Origin of the sequence: Klebsiella quasivariicola (assembly GCF_002269255.1) — a bacterium.
Taxonomy (GTDB): Bacteria; Pseudomonadota; Gammaproteobacteria; order Enterobacterales; family Enterobacteriaceae; genus Klebsiella; species Klebsiella quasivariicola.
In genome coordinates, this window is sequence record NZ_CP022824.1 from 76,699 (window position 1) to 98,922 (window position 22,224).

Sequence of the window (22,224 nt, forward strand, 5' to 3'; positions counted from 1 at the left end):
ATGAAATCAAAACGCCTTAACCCATTTCAGGTCTTGCGTGACCAATTGGCCATCATGAGTTTTTACGAGCGCTTCGAGCAGGTCGTCGCGCTCGTGCTGTCGGCGGTGATCGCCGTCATCATCATGGTGTCGCTGTTCCAGCTCATCTCCATCGTCTTCACGCTGCTGGTTCTCGATGCCTTCAATCCCCTGGACCACAAGGTATTCCAGAGCGTGTTCGGCATGATCATGACGCTCTTGATCGCGATGGAGTTCAAGCATTCCATCGTGCGCGTGGCGCTGCGTCGGGACAGCATCATCCAGGTTAAGACGGTGGTCCTGATCGCGGTGATCGCACTCTCCCGCAAGTTCGTGATCCTCGACTCCGACGCGAGCCCCGCAAAGATATCCGCGCTGGCAGGCGCCACGCTGGCTCTGGGTGCGACCTACTGGCTGCTGCGCAAGCGCGGCGACCGCGCCGCCGAGACCTCTGAGCATGACCCGTCATCATCCGAGTGATCCGCGCACTGTGCTCTTGCAACACCGCTGGCTCAACCGCCTGCAGACCGGGCTGTTGGTCCTGACCCTGGTCGGGATCGCAGCCGCAGCAGGGAGACTGCCATTTGGGGAAGGCTGCCTGTGGCTCGCGCTGTTTGCCGTTGCAGGTGCGTTGCTGCTGGACCCGGTAGCCGCGTCGGCGCTGAGCTTGCGCCTGTACCGCGTACGGACCTTGCACCCGCAACAAGCCCACGAGATGTGGGCCCTGTTGCGCGAGCTGCCCGCCCGTGCCGGTTTGCCCGCCACGCCGGTGCCGCACTATGTGCCCAGTGCCGTCGTCAACGCCTTCGCCACCGGATCGAAGCAGGAGGCATCGATCGCCCTCACCGATGGCCTGCTGCGCAGCCTGAGCCCACGCGAGCTGGCGGGTGTGTTCGCGCACGAGGTCGCGTACATCGCTAATGAGGATCTGCGTGTCATGGGGCTGGCGGATTCCGTCAGTCGCCTCACGTGCCTACTGGCCCTTATGGGACAGATCGCGATCCTGCTCAGCCTGCCCGCGCTGCTGGTTGGCGCGGCGGAGGTCTATTGGCCTGGTCTATTGTTATTGGCCGCATCGCCCCAACTGGCCCTGCTCGCACAGCTCGGCTTGTCTCGCGTGCGTGAGTTCGACGCTGACCACCTTGCGGCGGAACTGACTGGCGACCCGCAGGGGCTGGCGTCCGCGCTGGCGAAAATCGAGCGGGTCAGCCGCTCCTGGCGTGCCTGGCTATGGCCGGGATGGGGCAATCCCGAGCCCTCCTGCTTGCGCACGCGTCCGGCAACGCAAGAGCGCATCGCACGCCTGCTGACGTTGGCGCCTTGGCCAGCATCAGCGTTGCCACTCCGCGCGCCCCATTTTTTGCCGGAATCCGCTTTGGCGACGCGCCCACCGCGCTGGCGCCCGAGCGGGCTGTGGCGCTGATTGCCCATCAACAGGAGACGTCTCATGGCCTATCTCGACCCGTACCAACGCCCCGCGCCGGACCGCTTCGTCCGGCGCTGGCTCTTCATCACCGCCTGTATTGCCGCGCTCATGCTGCTGTGGCAGTTTCTGCCCGCCATCGAGGCCTGGTTCAGTCCGCGCGAGGCAGCAGAACGCACCGTGATGGCGCGTGGCGATCTGGCGGCGGACGAGAAAACCACCATCGAACTGTTCGAAAAATCACGCGCCTCGGTGGTCTACATCACCACCGCGCAATTAGTACGCGATGTCTGGACGCGCAACGTGTTCTCCGTGCCGCGCGGCACTGGCTCGGGCTTCATCTGGGACGACGCCGGCCACGTCGTCACCAACTTCCACGTCATCCAGGGCGCGTCCGAAGCCACCGTCAAACTGGCCGACGGCCGCGACTACCAGGCCGCGCTGGTGGGGACGAGCCCCGCGCACGACATCGCCGTGCTCAAGATCGGCGTCGGTTTCAAGCGCCCGCCGGCCGTGCCGGTCGGCACCAGTGCCGACCTCAAGGTGGGTCAGAAGGTGTTTGCTATCGGCAACCCCTTCGGCCTGGACTGGACGCTCACCACTGGTATCGTCTCCGCGCTCGACCGCTCGTTGCCGGGAGAAGCGGGCGGCCCGGCCATCGATCACCTGATCCAGACCGACGCCGCCATCAACCCCGGCAATTCCGGTGGCCCGCTGCTCGATTCGGCTGGGCGGCTGATCGGCATCAATACCGCCATCTACAGTCCGTCTGGCGCCTCGGCCGGCATAGGCTTTGCGGTGCCGGTCGATACCGTCATGCGCGTGGTGCCGCAACTCATAAAGACCGGCAAGTACATCCGTCCGGCGCTGGGCATCGAGGTGGATGAGCAGCTCAACACGCGTCTGCAGGCGCTGACCGGCAGTAAGGGCGTATTCGTATTGCGCGTGACGCCGGGCTCGGCGGCGCACAGGGCCGGGCTCGTCGGCGTCGAGGTCACCGCAGGCGGCATCGTGCCCGGCGATCGCGTTATCAGCATCGACGGTATCGCCGTTGACGACGTCACCACATTACAGGCCCGGCTAGACGACAAGAACGTTGGAGATGTTGTGGTCTTGTTAGTGGAGCGGGCCGGCAAGACTCGCGAGATGCTTGTGGAACTACAACCGGGAGTTTGATGGAAAGTGGGTCATGGATCTGCACAGCGAAGCAGCCAAGCGACTTCAGCCTTGCGCCGAACTACGAGCCCTAGCTAGGGATGGTCTGAAGTAGCCCTGTATTTCCGGCTGGCTTCAGCCACTGCTGATTTTGAAAGCGGTGAATTGATCAAAAACGATCGGATCACTCGCTCATTTCGGTGCTTTCAGCCGTCGCGAGCACCTTGCGACGGCCATTTTCCGCATTACAGGCGCACCTCTCCTGCGCTTGCCAGCAAATGTCGGCGGGCCATCCATAGGTTCGACAGGGCAAACAGCGTCACCAGTTGTGCAGTGTTCTTCACCAGCCCTCGGAAACGTACCTTGGTGTAGCCGAACTGCCGCTTGATCACGCGAAACGGGGGCTCTACCTTCGCTCGCACTTGCGCCTTGGCCTTCTCGATCTTGCGCTTGGCTTTGTACAGGGCGCTGCGTTTATCGAGCATCTTGTAGGTGCTGCGGCGTGCTGCGACCTGCCAGATCACTTCTCGGTCGGCATGCTCGGAGCGCTTTTCGACGCCTGTGTAGCCGTCATCGGCGCAGACGACGTTCTCGTCGCCGTGCAGCAGTTTGTCGACCTGGGTGACATCCGCCACGGTGGCTTGTATCTAACAGTTTGTGGTGATTAGCTACCACCACTGAAGCAGAGTGAGCCGCCCCCTTCCCTTAAGGTCAGAAAAGTCGGCACCGCTGAACCTTGATTTGCAGCACATGGCCCTCCGCTTCACCTTTCACGCCAGCACATCAGGTTGAACGGTTATCGGGAGCTCGACTCCGTATGTACAAGGCGAACAGGCGTGACGGTTTATGTGAGAGGAGTTTGACCATGTTTCCAGTCGGCATTGACGTAAGTAAAAACACCCTGGATCTTTGCATGCTTTATGACGGTATCAAAGGACGCATAAAAACCCGTAACATCCAGAATAACAGACATTCAGTTGAAAATATTCTTCGCTGGCTCAGGCTTCAACATTGCAGTCCGGAAGATGTTCATGTGGTAATGGAAGCTACCGGTGTTTATCACGAACGGCTGGCCACTGAATTACATGATGCCGGTTTCCGGGTTTCTCTGGCCAACCCTCACCGTAGTCGGGAGTTTGCGCGTGGCATGGGAATCATGACAAAAACGGATAAGGTGGATGCGTATATGCTGGCCTGTTACGCATTCCTTAAGAAGCCACACCGCTGGGAGCCGCCGGCACCCGAAATCAGATATCTCGGTGCACTCCTGCGACGGCGGGATGTTCTGCTGGGTGATGCCCTGCGTGAGGAGAACAGGCTGGAAAAATACCTGTCGACAGACACACCTGCAGATATTATCAGTTCCTGCAGGCGTATGGCGCAGCTTCTGCGCGAGGAGGTAAGTAATATCGAGCGGCAGATAAAAGCACATATCAAAGCCAGCCCTGCACTGAGGCGTGATTATACACTGCTGACCTCAATTAAATCGGTTGGTCCCCAGCTGGGGATGCATATGCTGGTCGTGCTTCGCAGCCATAACTTTGTATCGGCTGAGCAGGCTGCCGCCTTTCTGGGCGTGGTGCCGATCGAGAAACGCTCAGGCACATCGGTCCGGCGCCGGCCGCGGATGTCGAAAATCGGCCCCCCTCAGTTGAGAGCGAAGCTTTACATGTCCGCCCTGTGCGGAAAAATCTACAATAAGCGAATGCGTAATATTTACGATGAGATGTGCCTGCGGGGTAAACCTAAAATGGTGGCCATTGGCGCGCTGATGCGGAAACTGGTGCACTGGTGTTATGGCGTCCTGAAGACCGGAACCGTTTTTAATGACGAAGACCTGAAACCGGTACTGTCAACCTGACTATACCAGGCTGGCATTAAACACAAGGTAATGCTCACTGCAATAAGTGAGCGCAGTCCGTTATGAGCGAACAGCGGAAGTTCGGAATGCATACTTACTACGATGCATGTTAAGCAATGGGGAGCAGGTCAGACGGGCAGCTATGAACGAGAAGCAGAGGTTCACAATTGGTGATGGCATTACGAACGTTGCGATATATTGATCAACGGCACGCTAGTCACCTGTAACATACCGATAGATATGTTGTATCATTGTTTCTATAGGAAAAATCTGCTTTGAAGAAGTTGCTGGGCGTGATTATTTGCATTGAAAGGTGATGGCAATGTGCGAAAGGACGTTTGAAAAAGAACTTTATTCTGAGTGGGTTATACGCAATAGCCTATACTGGATGACTCCACTTACTCGATGGAAACTCCTTGAGGAGTTGTCCTCTTGGACGATCTCTTTTGAAAACGATAGTCCCGAATGCCTCTATGAATTCGAGAGACTGCTGAATGATTACGCTTTGCGAGAAAAGCTACAGCATAAAACAGGGGCGTTGAGAGATTCTATTGTCCATAAAGTGCTTCGCAGCGTAGATGAAAGGCTTTCGTAATGGAATTGATGCCATTCAATTTTGACAGATTGCCTAATGGACGGGTTTTTATAAGCAACCTCGCAGGCTTTCATCACTTCATTAATGAGCAAGAGCTGCTTGATCTTTCTGATGAGCAAATCAGTGCGGAGCAATCAAACCCACTAGAAAGCAAGCTGTTCATAACCAACGAAAGCTCATCAGCTATTGCTCCCTATGCTTTAAGTTCTGCTTTTGCAAAAAGATTGATGAATGAACTGGCGATCAGGCCAATTTTCATGATTGTGCCCACATTGCGTTGCGACCATACCTGCAAGTATTGTCAGGTCAGTAGAGCTTCAGTGAACGCCTCTGGTTATGATCTAGATCCCGATCTCATCCCTCATATCATTTCGACTATCAAAAAACTATCGATACCACCTTACAAGATAGAGATACAGGGTGGAGAGCCACTCTTGCGGTTCGATTTAATTCAGTCTATCTATGAGCAATGTACTGAAACGTTGGGAAGCTCCGATTTTGAGATGGTGATAGCATCAAGCCTGTCTGTCTTGAATGAGGATATGCTTCAATGGTCGAGAGGCAGGAACATAACGTTCTCTGTTTCGCTTGATGGTGAGGAGGTTGTTCACAACAGTAATCGAATTCTTGGTCATGGGCTTGCTTACAGTAGAACAGTATCAGGAGTAGAGGCTATCAAACGGTCTTTAGGCGCTGGTCGCGTTGCAACGGTTACTACAGTTACTAAAGATCTTATCAGGCATCCTGAATCGATTGTCCAGGCTCACTTGTCTCTTGGCCTCAAGGACATGTTTATCCGACCTGTTAGTCCCTATGGGTTTGCACAAAAAGCATCGTTCACATTTTCTATGGAGGAATACTTCAGTTTCTATGCCTCGTTGATAGATGAAATCCTTAAGATGAATAATGAAGGGATAAGGGTTGTGGAACATTCGGCCTCCATTCATCTGAAAAGGATCTTCAATCCCGGCTTTAGTGGTTATGCGGATTTAAAGTCGCCAAGCGGGGTCGTGCTTAACAGTATTCTTTTCAATTATGACGGTCGAGTATATGGTAGCGATGAGAGCCGTATGTTGCAGAAGGTGAACCCTGAAACGGAGTTCAGTGCGGGTGAGGTTAAAACGCTATCATTTTCTAAGAGTCCTTACTATAACGCAGTGTTGAGTTCATCGTTCAATTTTGCTCTGCCGGGTTGTGATACATGTGCATATCAACCATTTTGCGGTGCAGATCCATGCCAGAACATAAGTGTACAGGGTGAGCCTGTCGGTGATAGGAGTCGTTCAACGTTTTGTCAGTATCACAAGGGGATGTTCAGGTATCTGATGAACTGCATCTCAGAAGGTGGTCCGAAGGCTGAGATGCTAAAAGGATGGGCATATGTCTGAGGTTATTAGGAACGATATCTTTCATTTTGCTTCAAAAAAGAATGTGCCCACGGGGTTCTATCGGTTATGCAAACAAAAACCAATGAACCCTTTATTCTTTTTACCCAATTTACTGGTAGTTGCTGAAGGCAATAATGATGCCATTCAACCATGCTTTGATTTCTCTGTTATTAGCACTGAATTATATGAGTCAATTGAAGATGGAGATATTGGGATAATCAACAATGGCAATATGATACGCGTAATTCTGTCCCGCAGAGCCAATCATAATACTGTCTTAGTAACGGAACGCTGCAATAACTTGTGTCTGTTTTGTTCGCAGCCACCTAAGAAATCAAATGATGACTGGCTACTTACCCAATCAGCTCTTGCTATAGCTTCATTTGGTTTGGATGGAGTTGTTGGGGTCAGCGGTGGAGAACCTTTGCTGTATGGAGATGATTTCCTTCACTTCATTGATTTTATCATCGAGAATTCACCAGATACTGCTTTGCATGTTTTAACAAACGGACGCAAATTTTCTGATATCAACTTTACTCAGGAAATGGCAAAGCGAAGCAAAAAGATAAAAATCACCTTTGGTATCCCGCTCTACTCATCAAGACCACTTGTGCATGATCATCTGGTAGGGAATGATGGCGCATTTAATGAAACGGTTAAGGGATTAATTAATGCAGGAAACTCAGGGATTAATATCGAACTTAGAGTTATTCCGACACTGGCTAACTATACAGAATTGGATGATATTGTAGAGTTCGTTGGCCGTGTGTTCTCCAACATCAATCAGATTTCCCTTATGGGGCTGGAATCTATCGGTTGGGCACGAAAGAACTGGTCAACAATCTTCATTGAGCACAGCAGTTATAGTGAGAAAATAATCTCCGCCATAGACGCTGCGCACAGGTCAGGTATACCTCTAACAATTTTTAATTATCCTTTGTGTCATCTTCCCGAAAGAGCTTGGGAGCTTGCTGCTCAGTCGATCTCTGATTGGAAAAATTACTATCCTAAAGAATGTGATGAATGCACTCAGAAGTCTTCCTGTACTGGTTATTTCAGTTCCTCAACAGGCCGTTTTCATCAACCACCGAGACCAATTTTATGAAAAAATTTAATTTTGCTGCTCTACTTCCGGGATTTTTGGCGCTCAATAATTCTGTATGGGCAAGTGATTCATCCACCGGAGCAAGTGATTTGCCTGGTATGACCCTTAATGAACATGATTTAGTGATAGCCCCACTTAACACCGAAGTTCCATTCTACATTGCAGGGCATCGCAGTCATAGCTCCCATCGAAGCCATAGTTCTCACCGATCATCATCAGGTGGCGGGTACTATGGTGGCAGCACTCCTTATTATCCAAAAACATACAGCTCACCAAGCTCATCTGAGTCTTCAAGTTCAGGAACAAGTTCCTCATCGTCCTCTTCCTCTGTGCGTTCGCTTCGTTCTAACGACAATAACAACTCTACTACTACGAATTCTGTTGGAACTACAGAAGCTAACCGTGCAAGTAATGGGCTGACTTCTGGTACAGAGAAGCGTAAGCGCTTAATCATGCGGGTTCAATTCGCTTTGCTGGACAAAGGTTATTACAACGGGAATATTGACGGCATAATGGGGCCTTCCACAAGGCAGTCCATAAAAAATTATCGCATTGCGAACGGACTACCAACACCTGCAACTGAAACGCTGGATACTCAATTATTGAACTCGTTAAATATTTTGGCTCGTTAAATCTCAGTGGGGCATAAAATGAAAAGTAATAAATTGCATTAGTCGCGTGCACACTATTGGTCACTAAGAGCAAGCAACGTCCGTGAACCACTCCCCATAAATTAAGATATTGCGATGTTATCAATGTCCGCTTCTGGCACAAAGCAGACGTTAAGACTTACAGCATCGGGAAACTTCTGGATGCCGCGTCAGCGGCATGGAGGCGCCAGATGAGGTTACATGTGTCTGTGGCGTCAAATGGCGCCGAAAGCCCGGCGTAGCCGGTTACCGGGCTATAAATTCTGCCACCCTACCCCCTGCCCTGATTAGCCTTAACCATCTAACAGCAATGAAGAAGTCAAAGTAATCCCTTTTAACCCCGGTGAGCGGGCTTTACGGCGTTTACGACGTAAAGGGCGTGATTTCCGGGGCCTTAGCGGCGGCAGCTTGCTGCTGACGCTTAGGGGGATGTTCTTCAGTTATTTGTAAGCGTACAGCGTGAACCGTCTGGTCATAATCTGAAGCATCCGACAAAGTGGTGTCCACCAAATAAGTAGTGGGAACCAAAGTGTCAGATATGCAGAAAAATATGACTCCCGGCAGGCGTAAAGGCTGCCCTAATTATTCTCCTGAGTTTAAACAGCAACTCGTTGCTGCCTCCTGCGAACCCGGGATATCCATCTCAAAACTGGCGCTTGAAAATGGCATTAATGCCAATCTGCTCTTTAAATGGCGCCAGCAGTGGCGCGAGGGAAAGCTGCTATTACCTTCCTCTGAGAGTCCTCAGTTACTTCCTGTGACTCTCGATGCCACCGCCGTACAACCAGAACCGCCCGCTGAGGACTCAGAGCTCAGCATCTGCTGTGAGGTAACGTTCCGGCACGGGACACTCCGCCTCAACGGCACTGTCAGCGAAAAGCTTCTGACTCTGCTGATACTGGAACTGAAGCGATGATCCCGCTACCAACAGGCATCAAAATCTGGCTGGTTGCCGGTATTACCGATATGAGAAACGGCTTCAACGGGCTGGCTGCAAAAGTGCAGACGGCGCTGAAAGACGAACCGATGTCCGGCCATGTCTTCATCTTCCGGGGCCGCAGCGGCAGTCAGGTTAAACTTCTGTGGTCCACCGGCGACGGGCTGTGCCTGCTGACCAAACGGCTGGAGCGCGGGCGCTTCGCCTGGCCGTCAGCTCGCGATGGCAAAGTGTTCCTGACCCCGGCGCAGCTGGCAATGCTGCTGGAAGGCATCGACTGGCGACAGCCGAAGCGGTTGCTGACCTCCCTGACCATGCTGTAGGCTTCTTTATCCTGGTTGTCGCAGAATAAGCCTGGTAAAATGCTGGCTTATGAATGACATCTCTTCTGACGACATCCTTCTGCTGAAACAGCGCCTTGCCGAACAGGAAGCGCTGAACCGTGCCCTGCTGGAAAAGCTGGCAGACCGGGAGCGCGAAATAGACCATCTGCAGGCGCAGCTGGATAAACTTCGCCGGATGAACTTCGGCAGCCGTTCCGAAAAAGTCTCCCGCCGTATCGCACAAATGGAAGCCGATCTGAACCGGCTTCAGAAAGAGAGCGATACGCTGACCGGTCGGGTGGATGACCCGGCAGTACAGCGCACTCTGCGTCAGACCCGCACCCGCAAACCGTTCCCCGAATCACTCCCCCGCGATGAAAAACGCCTGCGGCTGTAAGCACCCCTGCTTCAGTTCCATGCACTTTTTGAGAGTTCCGGTTTTTCAGCCATCAGCCGGTACTCTTCCGGTGTCAGGTTATTCAGGGATTCATGAGGCCGCTCGTTGTTATATTCCATCAGCCAGCGCTCGGTAATTTCCCGTGCTTCATTCAGTGTTCTGAACAGGTAAAAATCCAGGATTTCTGTCCGGTATGTTCGGTTGAACCGTTCGATAAAAGCATTTTGTGTCGGCTTACCCGGCTTGATAAATTCGAGCTGTACGCCATGTTCTTCGGCCCATTGTGCCAGCGCCAGCGAGACCAGCTCTGGCCCGTTGTCCATCCGCATTTTCAGCGGGTAGCCGCGGTTTGCCACGATCCTGTCCAGCACCCGGATGACTCGCTGAGCCGGGATATTCAGGTCGATTTCTATCGCCAGTGCTTCACGGTTAAAATCATCCACCACATTAAAGGTTCGGAAGCGTCTGCCGCAGACCAGCGCGTCGTGCATAAAATCGATGGACCAGCTCTGGTTTAACGCTTGCGGTGTCGCCAGTGGTGCGGGATTACGCACAGGCAGCCGCTGTTTTCCCTTGCGGCGAAAATTCAGTTTCAGCAGGCAGTAAATCCGGTGAACACGTTTATGGTTCCAGGTATTACCCTGCCTGCGCAGCAGCTGGAACAGTTTCTTAAAACCGTAGCGCGGATAGCGTTCTGCCAGCTCAGTCAGCGCGTGGATCACTGGTTCATCATGCCGGGTATCGGGCTGATAAAAATACACCGTCCTGCTCAGCGATAACGTCCTGCAGGCCTGGCGTAAACTCATGGCAAATTGCACCGTCAGATAGCTGACGAGTTCACGCTTTATCGCTGGTTTTAAAGCTTTTTTTCGATGACGTCTTTAAGTGCCCGGCACTCAAGGCTGAGATCAGCAAACATCTGTTTTAAACGTCGATTCTCATCCTCAAGATCTTTGATTTTTTTAATATCGGCCGCTTCCATCCCGCCATATTTCGCCTTCCAGTTGTAATAGCTGGCTTCCGAAATAGCGGCCTCACGGCACACATCCTTGACGGTACGTCCGGCTTCGACGGACTTCAGAACGGCGATGATCTGGTGTTCAGTGAATCGGATCTTACGCATAGCGATCTCCTCAGGGGACATTATCAGTATGTCGGAAGATCTCTAAAAGTGAATGGTTCGTTTTGCCGGGATACTTACAGCCAGAAATAATGAGTCAGCATAAAGGGCCAGAACCAAAGGTAAGGTGGAGCGGATGGTGAAATACCTCAAGGAGAACTTCTTCGTCCGGTACCGCCGGTTCGACAGCTTCGCCCAGGTTAATCAGCTACTGGAGCAGTGGATGGCTGACGTTGCCGACAGGCGGGAACTTCGCCAGTTCAGGCAGACACCGGAACAGCGCTTCACGCAGGAACAGGAGCATCTGCAGCCGTTGCCGGATACGGACTTCGATACCAGCTACTTCGATATCCGTCATGTCTCCTGGGATGGCTATATCGAGGTTGGCGGAAACCGTTACAGCGTGCCGGAAAGCCTGTGTGGCCAGCCGGTATCAATACGGATTTCGCTGGATGATGAACTGCGGATCTACAGTAATGAGCAGCAGATGGCATCGCACCGTCTCTGTTCGGCTGCATCCGGCTGGCAGACCGTGCCGGAGCATCACGCCCCGCTCTGGCAGCAGGTCAGTCAGGTGGAACCCGAAATCTGATTTATTCAACAAAGCCGCACCAAATCATCACTCGAAGATATTCAGGCATGGTACATCCGCGGCAAGCCCCTAATTTGTACTGAGGGGCAAAGTGAAAAAAGTTACTTTTTGTTGAAACGACAGTTAGCAATAACCCCCGCTTGCGGGGGCCATACCCACCAGGAGCAAACGCAGAAAGCCCGAGATACTTCTGCTGTACCGGGGGCTGGCGACATTTCAGGCAACACTCATAGTTGACATCCTCCCCGCCCTAAAGGGCGGGGAGGATGTCAATAATAGCAGACCACATCATGATGTCATTCTGACCGACAGATGCCAGAAGCAGAGGATCCATCCCATTTTATACCTACCTTATAACACTTAGAAAAACAACATGTTAAAAATGTTTATTGGAAACAATTTTATTTCCAATTGTAATGATAACCATTCTCATATTAATATGGCTACGTGATAATTAACTTTTGATGCACTCCGCATGTCTGACCGTGCCACTACCACAGCTTCCTTAACGTTCGAGTCGCTTTATGGCACCCATCACGGCTGGTTGAAAAGTTGGCTGACGCGCAAACTCCAGTCTGCCTTTGATGCAGATGACATTGCCCAGGACACTTTTTTGCGGGTAATGAGCAGCGAAACGCTCTCGACGATCCGCGATCCTCGCTCTTTCCTGTGCACTATCGCCAAACGCGTGATGGTGGACCTGTTTCGCCGAAACGCGCTGGAAAAAGCGTATCTGGAGATGCTGGCGCTTATGCCGGAGGGGGGAGCGCCTTCACCTGAGGAACGCGAAAGCCAGCTCGAGACCCTACAACTCGTCGACAGCATGCTGGACGGGCTAAACGGAAAAACACGTGAAGCGTTTCTGCTTTCGCAACTGGATGGCCTGACATACAGCGAGATTGCGCACAAACTCGGTGTTTCCGTCAGCTCCGTGAAAAAATACGTGGCGAAAGCCGTCGAGCACTGCCTGCTGTTTCGTCTGGAGCATGGGTTATGAATCCTTCGTTAACCGATTCCCGCCGTCAGGCGCTGCGTTCAGCTTCCCACTGGTATGCCGTGCTAAGCGGCGAGCGCGTCAGCCCACAACAGGAAGCGCGCTGGCAACAGTGGTATGAACAGGATCAGGATAACCAGTGGGCCTGGCAGCAGGTTGAAAACCTGCGCAACCAGCTTGGCGGTGTGCCTGGCGACGTTGCCAGCCGGGCGCTGCACGATACCCGCCTCACCCGCCGTCACGTGATGAAAGGATTACTGCTGTTGCTCGGCGCTGGCGGAGGCTGGCAACTCTGGCAGTCGGAAACCGGCGAAGGTCTGCGGGCAGATTACCGCACCCCCAAAGGCGCAGTCAGCCGTCAGCAACTGGAAGATGGCTCCCTGCTCACGCTGAATACCCAAAGCGCGGCGGATGTGCGTTTTGATGCGCATCAGCGCACCGTCCGGCTCTGGTACGGTGAAATCGCCATTACTACCGCGAAAGATGCGCAGCAACGCTCCTTCCGCGTCCTGACCCGTCAGGGCCAACTCACCGCTTTAGGGACAGAATTTACCGTCCGCCAGCAGGATAATTTCACGCAGCTTGACGTGCAGCAGCACGCCGTGGAAGTGCTTCTCGCCAGTGCCCCCGCGCAAAAACGCATCGTGAACGCTGGTGAAAGCCTGCAGTTCAGCGCCTCTGAGTTTGGCGCAGTGAAACCGCTGGATGACGAGAGTACAAGCTGGACGAAGGGCATCCTGAGCTTCAGCGATAAACCGCTGGGTGAGGTGATAGCCACGCTAAGCCGTTACCGCAACGGCGTGCTGCGCTGCGATCCCGCCGTTGCCGGGCTGCGCCTGAGCGGGACGTTCCCGCTGAAAAATACCGATGCGATCCTGAACGTTATCGCTCAAACGCTTCCCGTTAAAATTCAGTCTATTACGCGGTACTGGATAAACATTTCACCGCTGTAAGAAAAATAATTCTCATTTCGATTGTCCTTTTTACCTTCTCGTTCGACTCATAGCTGAACACAACAAAAATGATGATGGAGAAGGTATGACGCCGTTACGCGTTTTTCGTAAAACAACACCTTTGGTTAACGCCATTCGCCTGAGCCTGCTGCCGCTGGCCGGTCTCTCGTTTTCCGCTTTTGCTGCACAGGTTGATATCGCACCGGGATCGCTCGACAAAGCGCTCAATCAGTATGCCGCACACAGCGGAATTACCCTCTCGGTTGACGCCAGCCTGACGCGCGGCAAGCAGAGCAACGGCCTGCACGGAGATTACGACGTCGAGAGCGGCCTGCAACAGCTGCTGGACGGCAGCGGACTGCAGGTAAAACCGCTGGGAAATAACAGCTGGACGCTGGAGCCCGCGCACGCGCCAAAAGAAGATGCCCTGACCGTGGTCGGCGACTGGCTGGGCGATGCGCGTGAAAACGACGTATTTGAACATGCTGGCGCGCGTGACGTGATCCGCCGTGAGGATTTCGCCAAAACCGGCGCAACCACCATGCGTGAGGTGCTTAACCGCATCCCTGGCGTCAGCGCGCCGGAAAACAACGGCACCGGCAGCCACGACCTGGCGATGAACTTTGGCATCCGGGGCCTGAACCCACGCCTCGCCAGCCGCTCGACCGTCCTGATGGACGGCATCCCCGTCCCCTTTGCCCCTTACGGTCAGCCGCAGCTTTCACTGGCTCCCGTTTCGCTCGGCAACATGGATGCCATTGACGTGGTGCGCGGTGGTGGTGCGGTGCGTTACGGACCGCAGAGCGTGGGCGGCGTGGTGAACTTTGTTACCCGCGCCATTCCGCAGGACTTTGGTATCGAGGCGGGGGTGGAAGGTCAGCTCAGCCCAACCTCTTCACAAAACAACCCGAAAGAGACGCACAACCTGATGGTGGGCGGCACAGCGGACAACGGTTTTGGCACCGCGCTGCTCTACTCCGGCACGCGCGGCAGTGACTGGCGCGAGCACAGCGCCACCCGCATCGACGACCTGATGCTGAAAAGCAAATATGCGCCGAATGAGGTGCACACCTTCAACAGCCTGCTGCAATATTACGATGGTGAAGCCGACATGCCCGGCGGCCTGTCCCGCGCGGATTACGACGCCGATCGCTGGCAATTCACCCGCCCGTATGACCGCTTCTGGGGCCGTCGCAAGCTGGCGAGCCTGGGCTACCAGTTCCAGCCGGACAGCCAGCATAAATTCAACATTCTGGGGTTCTACACCCAAACCCTGCGCAGCGGCTACCTGGAGCAAGGCAAACGCATCACCCTCTCGCCGCGTAACTACTGGGTGCGCGGTATTGAGCCACGCTACAGCCAGAGCTTTATGATCGGCCCTTACGCGCACGAAGTGGGCGTGGGCTATCGCTATGTGAATGAATCAACGCATGAAATGCGTTACTACACCGCCACCAGCAGCGGGCAGTTGCCGTCCGGCTCAAGCCCTTACGACCGCGACACGCGTTCCGGCACCGAGGCGCACGCCTGGTATCTGGATGACAAAATCGACATCGGCAACTGGACCATCACGCCGGGTATGCGTTTCGAACATATCGAGTCATACCAGAACAACGCCATCAAAGGCACGCACGAAGAGGTGAGCTATAACGCACCGCTTCCGGCGTTGAACGTGCTCTATCACCTGACTGATAGCTGGAATCTTTATGCAAACACTGAAGGCTCGTTCGGCACCGTACAGTACAGCCAGATTGGCAAGGCTGTGCAAAGCGGCAATGTGGAACCGGAAAAAGCGCGAACCTGGGAACTCGGTACCCGCTACGACGACGGCGCGCTGACGGCGGAAATGGGGCTGTTCCTAATTAACTTTAACAATCAGTACGACTCCAACCAGACCAACGACACCGTCACTGCACGTGGCAAAACGCGCCATACCGGGCTGGAAACGCAGGCACGTTACGACCTGGGTACGCTAACGCCAACGCTTGATAACGTTTCCGTCTACGCCAGCTATGCGTATGTGAACGCGGAAATCCGCGAGAAAGGCGACACCTATGGCAATCAGGTGCCATTCTCCCCGAAACATAAAGGCACGCTGGGCGTGGACTACAAGCCGGGCAACTGGACGTTCAATCTGAACAGCGATTTCCAGTCCAGCCAGTTTGCGGATAACGCCAATACGGTGAAAGAGAGCGCCGACGGCAGTACCGGCCGCATTCCCGGCTTCATGCTCTGGGGCGCACGCGTGGCGTATGACTTTGGCCCGCAGATGGCAGATCTGAACCTGGCGTTCGGTGTGAAAAACATCTTCGACCAGGACTACTTCATCCGCTCTTATGACGACAACAACAAAGGCATCTACGCAGGCCAGCCGCGCACGCTGTATATGCAGGGGTCGTTGAAGTTCTGATGTGTTAACGCCCGGCTTGCCGGGCTTTTAGCTGGAATGTGACTATGTTGGCATTTATCCGTTTTCTTTTTGCAGGCCTGCTGCTGGTGATCGGCCACGCCTTTGCCGCCACGGTTCAGGACGAACACGGCACGTTTACACTCGATAAAACGTCACAACGGATTGTGGTGCTGGAACTCTCGTTCGCCGATGCGCTGGCCGCCGTGGACGTCAGCCCGATCGGTATTGCCGACGATAACGATGCAAAACGCATCCTGCCCGAAGTGCGTGCGCACCTGAAACCGTGGCAGTCCGTCGGAACGCGCGCGCAGCCGAGCCTGGAAGCCATTGCTGCCCTGAAACCAGACCTGATCATTGCCGACAGCAGTCGCCATGCGGGGATTTACACCGCCTTGCAGCAAATCGCGCCGGTACTGCTGCTTAAGTCCCGCAACGAAACCTACGCTGAAAATTTGCACTCAGCGGCTATCATCGGCGAAGTGGTAGGTAAAAAACGAGAGATGCAGGCGCGTCTGGAACAACATAAAGAGAAGATGGCGCAGTGGGCCAGCCAGCTTCCCACAGGGACACGCGTGGCCTTTGGCACATCACGCGAACAGCTATTCAACCTGCATACCCAGGAGACCTGGACCGGCAGCGTGCTGGCTTCTCTGGGGCTGAACGTTCCCGCTGCGATGGCGGGCGCGTCCATGCCGTCCATCGGCCTGGAGCAAATGCTGGCGGTCAATCCTGCCTGGCTGCTGGTTGCCCACTATCGCGAAGAGAGCATTGTTAAACGCTGGCAACAAGATCCGCTCTGGCAGATATTAACCGCCGCGCAGAAGCAGCAGGTTGCTTCAGTCGACAGTAACGCCTGGGCGCGGATGCGCGGTATTTTTGCCGCAGAGCGTATTGCCGCTGACACGGTAAAAATCTTCCACCATCAGCCGCTTACCGATATGAAATGACCGCGCTAAAACACCCGGTGCTGCTGTGGGGGCTTCCCGTTGCAGTACTTATTATTATTTTCTGGCTGAGTCTGTTTTGCTACTCGGCCATTCCTGTTTCCGGAGCAGACGCAATCCGCGCCCTGCTGCCTGGACACACGCCAACGCTACCAGAAGCGCTGGTGCAAAACCTTCGTTTGCCGCGAAGCCTGGTCGCCGTTCTGATCGGCGCAAGCCTGGCGCTCGCGGGCACGCTGCTGCAAACCCTGACCCACAACCCAATGGCCTCTCCTTCACTGCTCGGCATTAACAGCGGCGCGGCGCTGGCTATGGCGCTTACCAGCGCGCTGAGTCCGACGCCGGTTGCAGGCTATTCCCTGTCGTTCATCGCGGCATGCGGGGGCGGCGTGAGCTGGCTGCTGGTCATGACCGCAGGAGGCGGGTTTCGTCATACCCAGGACAGAAACAAACTGATCCTCGCGGGTATCGCGCTGTCGGCCTTTTGTATGGCCCTGACCCGCATCACCCTACTGCTGGCCGAAGATCATGCTTACGGCATCTTTTACTGGCTGGCAGGCGGAGTGTCCCACGCCCACTGGCAGGATGTCTGGCAGCTCTTGCCGGTGGTGGTCACTGCAGTCCCTGTCGTGTTGCTGCTGGCGAATCAACTGAACCTGCTCAACGTCAGCGACAGTACCGCCCATACGCTGGGAGTGAACCTGCCGAGACTACGTTTGATCATCAATATGTTAGTGCTGCTTCTGGTTGGCGCGTGCGTCAGTGTGGCAGGTCCGGTGGCGTTTATCGGCCTGCTGGTGCCACATCTGGCGCGCTTCTGGGCAGGCTTCGATCAGCGCAACGTACTGCCGGTGAGCATGCTGCTGGGGGCCACGCTGATGCTGATGGCAGATGTACTCGCACGCGCGCTGGCCTTCCCCGGCGATCTGCCCGCAGGCGCAGTGCTGGCGCTGATTGGCAGTCCTTGCTTTGTCTGGCTGGTGAGGAGGCGAGGATGAAAATTGCGCTGGTCATTTTCATCACCCTTGCCCTGGCAGGCTGTGCGCTGTTATCACTCCATATGGGGGTGATCCCCGTGCCGTGGCGCGCGCTGCTGACCGACTGGCAGGACGGACGCGAGCATTATTATGTATTGATGGAGTACCGACTGCCGCGCTTGCTGCTGGCACTGTTTGTCGGTGCAGCCCTCGCCGTGGCGGGCGTGCTGGTACAGGGGATTGTGCGTAACCCGCTAGCATCACCGGATATTCTCGGCATTAACCATGCCGCCAGCCTTGCCTCTGTGGGAGCACTGCTTCTTATGCCATCACTATCCGTGATGGTGCTGCCGCTGCTGGCCTTTGCGGGCGGTATGGCGGGGTTGATCTTGCTGAAGATGCTGGCAAAGACCCACCAGCCGATGAAGCTGGCGCTCACCGGCGTGGCGCTTTCCGCCTGCTGGGCGAGCCTGACGGATTACCTGATGCTCCTGCACCCGCAGGATGTAAACAGTGCCCTGCTGTGGCTGACGGGTAGCTTATGGGGGCGCGACTGGCACTTTGTGAAGATTGCCGTGCCGTTGCTCATTCTGTTTTTGCCGCTGAGCCTGCGCTTTTGTCGCGATCTCGACCTGCTGGCGCTGGGCGATGCACGAGCAGCCACGCTCGGCGTGTCGGTTCAGCGCACCCGGTTCCAGGGGCTGATGCTGGCTGTCGCGATGACAGCAACCGGCGTGGCCGTCTGTGGCCCGATAAGTTTTATTGGTCTCGTCGTGCCGCACATGGTGCGCAGGATCGCCGGCGGGCGTCACCGCTGGCTGATGCCCGTTTCGGCCCTGACGGGCGCGTTGTTGCTGGTCATTGCCGATCTGCTGGCACGAATCATTCATCCGCCGCTGGAGCTTCCGGCAGGCGTGCTGACCGCCATTATCGGCGCACCGTGGTTTGTCTGGCTGCTTGTGAGAATGCGATAAATGAGATTACGTACTGAAAATCTGACCGTCAGCTATGGCGCACAAACCGTGCTGGATGGACTTTCTCTCGCCCTGCCTGCCGGAAAAATCACGGCCCTGCTCGGCCCTAACGGTTGCGGGAAATCGACGCTGTTGAACTGTTTTTCTCGCCTGTTAACACCAGACTCTGGCGAGATATTGCTTGATGAAAAACCCATAGCCGGTTTTTCCGCCCGCCAGCTGGCTCGCCGCCTGGCTTTACTGCCGCAACACCATTTATCCCCCGAGGGGATCACTGTACGGGAACTGGTTTCCTACGGCCGCAGCCCGTGGCTGTCGTTGTGGGGGCGACTCTCCGCGGAAGACAACGAGCGGGTCAACGTGGCAATGAGTCAGACCCGGACGCGCAATCTGGCTGACCGCAGGTTAACCCAGCTTTCCGGCGGCCAGCGCCAGCGTGCGTTTCTGGCGATGGTGCTGGCACAGGATACCCCACTCATTCTTCTTGATGAGCCTACGACCTACCTCGATATCAATCATCAGGTTGAACTGATGCGCCTGATGGTTGAACTCAAAAGGCAGGGGAAAACCGTAGTGACGGTACTCCACGATCTGAATCAGGCCAGCCGCTATTGCGATCATCTGGTGGTACTGGCAAGCGGTCGCGTGATGGCGCAAGGTGCTCCGGAAGCAGTGATGAAACCAGAGCTTCTAAAGACGGTGTTCAGCGTAGAAGCGGAAATCCATCCCGAACCGGTATCTGGCAGACCCATGTGTGTGGTGAAGTAGTCTGGCGAAGTGATAAGGATCATCACAGGACAGATAAAGGAAGTGATAACCACCTGCCAACAGGCACCAAAATCTGGCTGGTTGCCGGTATCACCGACATGCGCAACGGCTTCAATGGTCTCGCCGTAAAGGTGCAGACGATGCTGAAAGATGACCCGATGTCCGGCCATGTCTTCATCTTCCGGGGCCGCAGCGGCAGTAAGGTCAAACTGCTGTGGTCCACCGGCGACGGGCTGAGCCTGCTGACCAAACGGCTGGAACGCGGCCGCTTCGCCTGGCCCTCTGCCCGCGATGGCAAAGTGTTCCTGACCCCGGCGCAGCTGGCAATGCTTCTGGAAGGCATCGACTGGCGGCAGCCTAAAAGACTGCTTACGTCCCTGACCATGTTGTAGGCCTCTTTATCCTGGTTGTCGTTGAATAAGCCTGGTAAAATGCGGGCTTATGAACAACACCTCCCCCTGACGACATCCTTCTGCTGAAACAGCGCCTGTCCGAACAGGAAGCGCTGAACCGCGCCCTGCTGGAAAAGCAGGCCGACCGGGAGCGCGAAATAGACCATCTGCAGGCGCAGCTGGATAAGCTTCGCCGAATGAACTTCGGCAGTCATTCTGAATAAATCTCCCGCCGCATCGCGCAGATAGAAGCCGACCTGAACCGGCTTCAGACAGAAAGCGATACGCTGACGGGTCGGGTTGCCGATACGGGCCGGGCCACGTATCGTTTTAACCCTGAATATTCATCGCAGATATTGTTTCGGGTTTTCCGGTATACCAGCCCTGAACTAGGTAACCGGGGCCAAGAGAACGGACGAATTCAAACTGTCCTGGCGTTTCCACCCCTTCAAACACCAGTGGTTTGCCAGTACCACGTAACCCTTTCACCACAGAAACAAGTAGCGCTCGCTTCACCGGGTCATCAATATTGGCAATAAAAATACGGTCTATTTTTATCTCATCGAAATCCAGTACCGTCAGCCATTCAATATGGGGGCCGCTTGGAAAACGGAAAATATCCTACGTTAAGCCTGTTTTTTGAGCTGGCATGACGGGCAGCTATGAGCGAAGTATAGTCATTCGCCCTATCTCTTTTGTCGCACTTTCAACAAGGGGGTCGCTTGGAAAGCGGAACGAGGTCAGTCTCCGCCCGGACTGCTCAGCTCTTTAAACAGCAAAAGAGAGGCATCTTATGAGAAGGGATTATTCAGTATGTCAGGGCAGACTGCTTTTTCATCCGCAGGTACTGAGGGTAAATGCTCAATTCCGGTACGATTCTTACTCTATAGCCAGACAGAATTCAGCATTGTGCTGAACCCGAATCTTTTTTTACTCTGACAGGCCTGTTCATCAGAACCCTGAAAAAACAATTTTCCCGTTCACATTTTTATTTTCCATGTCCTCATGAGCCCGGCGAAGTGCTTTAGCATTCAGCCTGCCATACTCTGCCAGCAACGGAGGTTTGAGCTTACCGGAATCCAGCATGCATGAGAGTTTGTTAAGAATATCATGCTGTTTAGACATGTCCGCAGTAGCATGCATGGGGCGGGTAAACATTGCCTCCCAGTGAACAGAAACGCTCTTAAATTTGATCAAACGCAGATCCAGTGGTTCAGGGTCGTCGATGAGTCCGATACGGCCTTGTGGGGCAATAATTTCGGCCATATTTTCCCAGGCAGATGGCGTGGTGTACGTTGAGAAAATCCGGGTAATGGGAGGGAGTCCAGCAAGGCTGGCAACCTGTGGCGCAAGCGCACATGAATGATCCAGGACATAATGCGCACCAAACCCGCGAACCGCTCTGACACTCTCCTGCCGGGAGGCAGTCCCGATGATGTTCACCCGACTCAGAGTGCGGGCAAGCTGTATAGCCATACAAGGGACTCCGCCCGCACCGCCAAGCATCAACAGGGTCTGATCAGCATCTCCGTTCACTGACAACTGCAGACGATCAAATAACATTTCCCAGGCTGTCAGACCGGTCAGAGGAACCGACGCTGCAGCTTCAAAACTTAGTGCTGCCGGCTTTATCCCCGTAATGCGTTCGTCAACCAGCTGAAACTCTGCGTTGGCTCCCTGGCGATCGAGCACACCGGCATAGAAAACGTGGTCACCTGGCCTGAACAGCGTCACATCTGGTCCGGTTGCTTCAACAACACCGGAAGCGTCGTATCCCATAACTACCGGATTGCCTGCAGAGGGGCTGATGTTTCGCCGGCTTTTCAGGTCCCGTGGGTTAACCGCGACCGCCCTGACTCTGATCAAAAGATCACGCCCCTTGGGCATGGATGGGTGGGGAAGCGACAAATCTTCAATAACGGATGTACTTTCCCCGGGTTGCCAGAAACCAACGGCTTTCATTCTGTCTCCTTAAAAAGGTCAGTCACCAGATAAATAAATGTAAAAGTGTGCGGAACGCGATACCCGCCAGTGCCCCCGGCAGTGCAAATCGAAAAATACGCAGAAAGCGGGCGCTGATGCCCATGAATATACCAATGCCCGGCAAATCAAAACTGTTGATGAGAAATCCGGCTGAGCGGTTAATTTCGTTAACGGTCAGGTTACCGCTATGGATAAGGTCAGTCGGTAATGCTGTCAACCTGTTGATGACTATTTTAATCTGTTGTCATTCAATCCTTGTAACATC

At 54.5% G+C, this 22,224-nt stretch carries 22 protein-coding genes and 4 pseudogenes; 21 read left to right on the plus strand and 5 right to left on the minus strand.

Annotated elements, in window-relative coordinates:
• From psiE-GI to B8P98_RS28280, 3 genes are read left to right on the plus strand one after another with little or no spacing between them, the layout of a single operon-like run.
• Positions 1-498: a heat resistance protein PsiE-GI gene (gene psiE-GI / locus B8P98_RS28270; protein ID WP_040220900.1), complete on the plus strand. Its 498-nt coding sequence runs from the start codon at positions 1-3 to the stop codon at positions 496-498.
• Complete coding sequence (locus B8P98_RS28275) at positions 476-1,441, plus strand: zinc metalloprotease HtpX (RefSeq protein ID WP_064141887.1); 966 nt, start codon at positions 476-478, stop codon at positions 1,439-1,441. Before psiE-GI ends, B8P98_RS28275 begins: the two co-directional genes overlap by 23 nt.
• Positions 1,442-1,465: 24 nt before the next feature.
• A complete protein-coding gene (locus B8P98_RS28280; RefSeq protein ID WP_000323730.1) occupies positions 1,466-2,617 on the plus strand; it encodes a S1C family serine protease in 1,152 nt (383 codons plus the stop codon).
• A 224-nt stretch (positions 2,618-2,841) separates the two neighbouring features.
• Here the strand turns inward: B8P98_RS28280 and B8P98_RS28285 are convergent.
• Positions 2,842-3,237 (minus strand): annotated as a pseudogene (locus tag B8P98_RS28285) (IS5/IS1182 family transposase); the annotation flags it as partial.
• 224 nt (positions 3,238-3,461) lie between these two features.
• Between B8P98_RS28285 and B8P98_RS28290 the strand changes: the two are divergent.
• The 8 genes and pseudogenes from B8P98_RS28290 to B8P98_RS28325 all read left to right on the plus strand — a co-directional run.
• Positions 3,462-4,457, plus strand: a complete 996-nt coding sequence (locus B8P98_RS28290; RefSeq protein ID WP_025714249.1) for an IS110 family RNA-guided transposase — start codon at positions 3,462-3,464, stop codon at positions 4,455-4,457.
• Between the two features lie 322 nt (positions 4,458-4,779).
• Positions 4,780-5,052 carry a His-Xaa-Ser system protein HxsD gene (gene hxsD, locus B8P98_RS28295; protein ID WP_000333416.1) on the plus strand — a complete coding sequence of 91 codons (273 nt, stop codon included), beginning with the start codon at positions 4,780-4,782 and terminating at the stop codon, positions 5,050-5,052.
• Entirely contained in the window at positions 5,052-6,440 is a 1,389-nt protein-coding gene (hxsB, locus tag B8P98_RS28300) for a His-Xaa-Ser system radical SAM maturase HxsB (RefSeq protein WP_004118216.1), read from the plus strand. Before hxsD ends, hxsB begins: the two co-directional genes overlap by 1 nt.
• The gene (gene hxsC / locus B8P98_RS28305) at positions 6,433-7,545 is read left to right on the plus strand and encodes a His-Xaa-Ser system radical SAM maturase HxsC (protein WP_000005560.1); all 1,113 of its coding nucleotides are present in this window, start codon (positions 6,433-6,435) and stop codon (positions 7,543-7,545) included. Before hxsB ends, hxsC begins: the two co-directional genes overlap by 8 nt.
• Entirely contained in the window at positions 7,542-8,177 is a 636-nt protein-coding gene (hxsA, locus tag B8P98_RS28310; RefSeq protein WP_004118217.1) for a His-Xaa-Ser repeat protein HxsA, read from the plus strand. Before hxsC ends, hxsA begins: the two co-directional genes overlap by 4 nt.
• A 556-nt stretch (positions 8,178-8,733) precedes the next feature.
• Entirely contained in the window at positions 8,734-9,111 is a 378-nt protein-coding gene (gene tnpA, locus B8P98_RS28315; RefSeq protein ID WP_064184130.1) for an IS66-like element accessory protein TnpA, read from the plus strand.
• Positions 9,108-9,455 (plus strand): IS66 family insertion sequence element accessory protein TnpB, encoded by a 348-nt coding sequence (tnpB, locus tag B8P98_RS28320; protein WP_004152557.1) that lies wholly within the window; start codon positions 9,108-9,110, stop codon positions 9,453-9,455. Before tnpA ends, tnpB (B8P98_RS28320) begins: the two co-directional genes overlap by 4 nt.
• Positions 9,456-9,504: 49 nt before the next feature.
• Positions 9,505-9,843, plus strand: a pseudogene (locus B8P98_RS28325) (transposase domain-containing protein); the annotation flags it as partial.
• A 20-nt stretch (positions 9,844-9,863) separates the two neighbouring features.
• Here the strand turns inward: B8P98_RS28325 and B8P98_RS28330 are convergent.
• Positions 9,864-10,975 (minus strand): IS3 family transposase gene (locus tag B8P98_RS28330; protein WP_087812879.1). Its coding sequence is split into 2 segments (ribosomal slippage): positions 9,864-10,714 and positions 10,714-10,975, totalling 1,113 coding nucleotides; the frame shifts between segments, so codons are not numbered across the junction.
• A gap of 103 nt (positions 10,976-11,078) precedes the next feature.
• On the opposite strand from B8P98_RS28330, the pseudogene B8P98_RS28335 reads away from it, so the two are divergent.
• The 10 genes and pseudogenes from B8P98_RS28335 to B8P98_RS28380 all read left to right on the plus strand — a co-directional run.
• Positions 11,079-11,564, plus strand: a pseudogene (locus B8P98_RS28335) (Mu transposase domain-containing protein); the annotation flags it as partial.
• Between the two features lie 475 nt (positions 11,565-12,039).
• Entirely contained in the window at positions 12,040-12,561 is a 522-nt protein-coding gene (gene fecI / locus B8P98_RS28340) for an RNA polymerase sigma factor FecI (protein WP_004197062.1), read from the plus strand.
• On the plus strand, positions 12,558-13,511 hold the full coding sequence (fecR, locus tag B8P98_RS28345; RefSeq protein WP_004197067.1) for a ferric citrate uptake sigma factor regulator FecR: 954 nt from the start codon (positions 12,558-12,560) through the stop codon (positions 13,509-13,511). Before fecI ends, fecR begins: the two co-directional genes overlap by 4 nt.
• Positions 13,512-13,596: 85 nt before the next feature.
• Entirely contained in the window at positions 13,597-15,921 is a 2,325-nt protein-coding gene (fecA, locus tag B8P98_RS28350; RefSeq protein ID WP_095033676.1) for a TonB-dependent Fe(3+) dicitrate receptor FecA, read from the plus strand.
• Positions 15,922-15,965: 44 nt separating this feature from the next.
• Positions 15,966-16,868 carry a Fe(3+) dicitrate ABC transporter substrate-binding protein FecB gene (gene fecB, locus B8P98_RS28355; RefSeq protein WP_095033677.1) on the plus strand — a complete coding sequence of 301 codons (903 nt, stop codon included), beginning with the start codon at positions 15,966-15,968 and terminating at the stop codon, positions 16,866-16,868.
• Positions 16,865-17,863: an iron-dicitrate ABC transporter permease FecC gene (gene fecC, locus B8P98_RS28360; protein ID WP_004118243.1), complete on the plus strand. Its 999-nt coding sequence runs from the start codon at positions 16,865-16,867 to the stop codon at positions 17,861-17,863. The genes fecB and fecC overlap by 4 nt, the downstream gene beginning before the upstream one ends.
• Positions 17,860-18,816: a Fe(3+) dicitrate ABC transporter permease subunit FecD gene (gene fecD / locus B8P98_RS28365; RefSeq protein ID WP_004118246.1), complete on the plus strand. Its 957-nt coding sequence runs from the start codon at positions 17,860-17,862 to the stop codon at positions 18,814-18,816. Before fecC ends, fecD begins: the two co-directional genes overlap by 4 nt.
• Positions 18,817-19,584, plus strand: a complete 768-nt coding sequence (gene fecE / locus B8P98_RS28370; RefSeq protein WP_004152282.1) for a Fe(3+) dicitrate ABC transporter ATP-binding protein FecE — start codon at positions 18,817-18,819, stop codon at positions 19,582-19,584.
• Between the two features lie 53 nt (positions 19,585-19,637).
• A complete protein-coding gene (gene tnpB / locus B8P98_RS28375; protein WP_038806866.1) occupies positions 19,638-19,976 on the plus strand; it encodes an IS66 family insertion sequence element accessory protein TnpB in 339 nt (112 codons plus the stop codon).
• Positions 19,977-20,025: 49 nt separating this feature from the next.
• Positions 20,026-20,284: pseudogene (locus B8P98_RS28380) on the plus strand (IS66 family transposase); the annotation flags it as partial.
• Between the two features lie 22 nt (positions 20,285-20,306).
• On the opposite strand, the gene B8P98_RS28385 reads toward B8P98_RS28380, so the two are convergent.
• The 3 genes from B8P98_RS28385 to B8P98_RS31950 form a co-directional block, all read right to left on the minus strand.
• Positions 20,307-20,594 carry an EAL domain-containing protein gene (locus B8P98_RS28385; protein ID WP_165765869.1) on the minus strand — a complete coding sequence of 96 codons (288 nt, stop codon included), beginning with the start codon at positions 20,592-20,594 and terminating at the stop codon, positions 20,307-20,309.
• Between the two features lie 333 nt (positions 20,595-20,927).
• Positions 20,928-21,938 carry a zinc-binding alcohol dehydrogenase family protein gene (locus tag B8P98_RS28390; RefSeq protein ID WP_004152284.1) on the minus strand — a complete coding sequence of 337 codons (1,011 nt, stop codon included), beginning with the start codon at positions 21,936-21,938 and terminating at the stop codon, positions 20,928-20,930.
• Positions 21,939-21,960: 22 nt separating this feature from the next.
• Positions 21,961-22,176: a hypothetical protein gene (locus B8P98_RS31950; protein ID WP_004152285.1), complete on the minus strand. Its 216-nt coding sequence runs from the start codon at positions 22,174-22,176 to the stop codon at positions 21,961-21,963.
• Positions 22,177-22,224: the final 48 nt, after the last annotated feature.

Bases quoted from the DNA above. Each gene is read 5' to 3' on its own strand.
- psiE-GI (WP_040220900.1), top strand. From the start codon at position 1: ATGAAATCAAAACGCCTTAACCCATTTCAGGTCTTGCGTGACCAATTG.
- B8P98_RS28275 (WP_064141887.1), top strand. From the start codon at position 476: ATGACCCGTCATCATCCGAGTGATCCGCGCACTGTGCTCTTGCAACAC.
- B8P98_RS28280 (WP_000323730.1), top strand. From the start codon at position 1,466: ATGGCCTATCTCGACCCGTACCAACGCCCCGCGCCGGACCGCTTCGTC.
- B8P98_RS28290 (WP_025714249.1), top strand. From the start codon at position 3,462: ATGTTTCCAGTCGGCATTGACGTAAGTAAAAACACCCTGGATCTTTGC.
- hxsD (WP_000333416.1), top strand. From the start codon at position 4,780: ATGTGCGAAAGGACGTTTGAAAAAGAACTTTATTCTGAGTGGGTTATA.
- hxsB (WP_004118216.1), top strand. From the start codon at position 5,052: ATGGAATTGATGCCATTCAATTTTGACAGATTGCCTAATGGACGGGTT.
- hxsC (WP_000005560.1), top strand. From the start codon at position 6,433: ATGTCTGAGGTTATTAGGAACGATATCTTTCATTTTGCTTCAAAAAAG.
- hxsA (WP_004118217.1), top strand. From the start codon at position 7,542: ATGAAAAAATTTAATTTTGCTGCTCTACTTCCGGGATTTTTGGCGCTC.
- tnpA (WP_064184130.1), top strand. From the start codon at position 8,734: ATGCAGAAAAATATGACTCCCGGCAGGCGTAAAGGCTGCCCTAATTAT.
- tnpB (WP_004152557.1), top strand. From the start codon at position 9,108: ATGATCCCGCTACCAACAGGCATCAAAATCTGGCTGGTTGCCGGTATT.
- fecI (WP_004197062.1), top strand. From the start codon at position 12,040: ATGTCTGACCGTGCCACTACCACAGCTTCCTTAACGTTCGAGTCGCTT.
- fecR (WP_004197067.1), top strand. From the start codon at position 12,558: ATGAATCCTTCGTTAACCGATTCCCGCCGTCAGGCGCTGCGTTCAGCT.
- fecA (WP_095033676.1), top strand. From the start codon at position 13,597: ATGACGCCGTTACGCGTTTTTCGTAAAACAACACCTTTGGTTAACGCC.
- fecB (WP_095033677.1), top strand. From the start codon at position 15,966: ATGTTGGCATTTATCCGTTTTCTTTTTGCAGGCCTGCTGCTGGTGATC.
- fecC (WP_004118243.1), top strand. From the start codon at position 16,865: ATGACCGCGCTAAAACACCCGGTGCTGCTGTGGGGGCTTCCCGTTGCA.
- fecD (WP_004118246.1), top strand. From the start codon at position 17,860: ATGAAAATTGCGCTGGTCATTTTCATCACCCTTGCCCTGGCAGGCTGT.
- fecE (WP_004152282.1), top strand. From the start codon at position 18,817: ATGAGATTACGTACTGAAAATCTGACCGTCAGCTATGGCGCACAAACC.
- B8P98_RS28390 (WP_004152284.1), bottom strand. From the start codon at position 21,938: ATGAAAGCCGTTGGTTTCTGGCAACCCGGGGAAAGTACATCCGTTATT.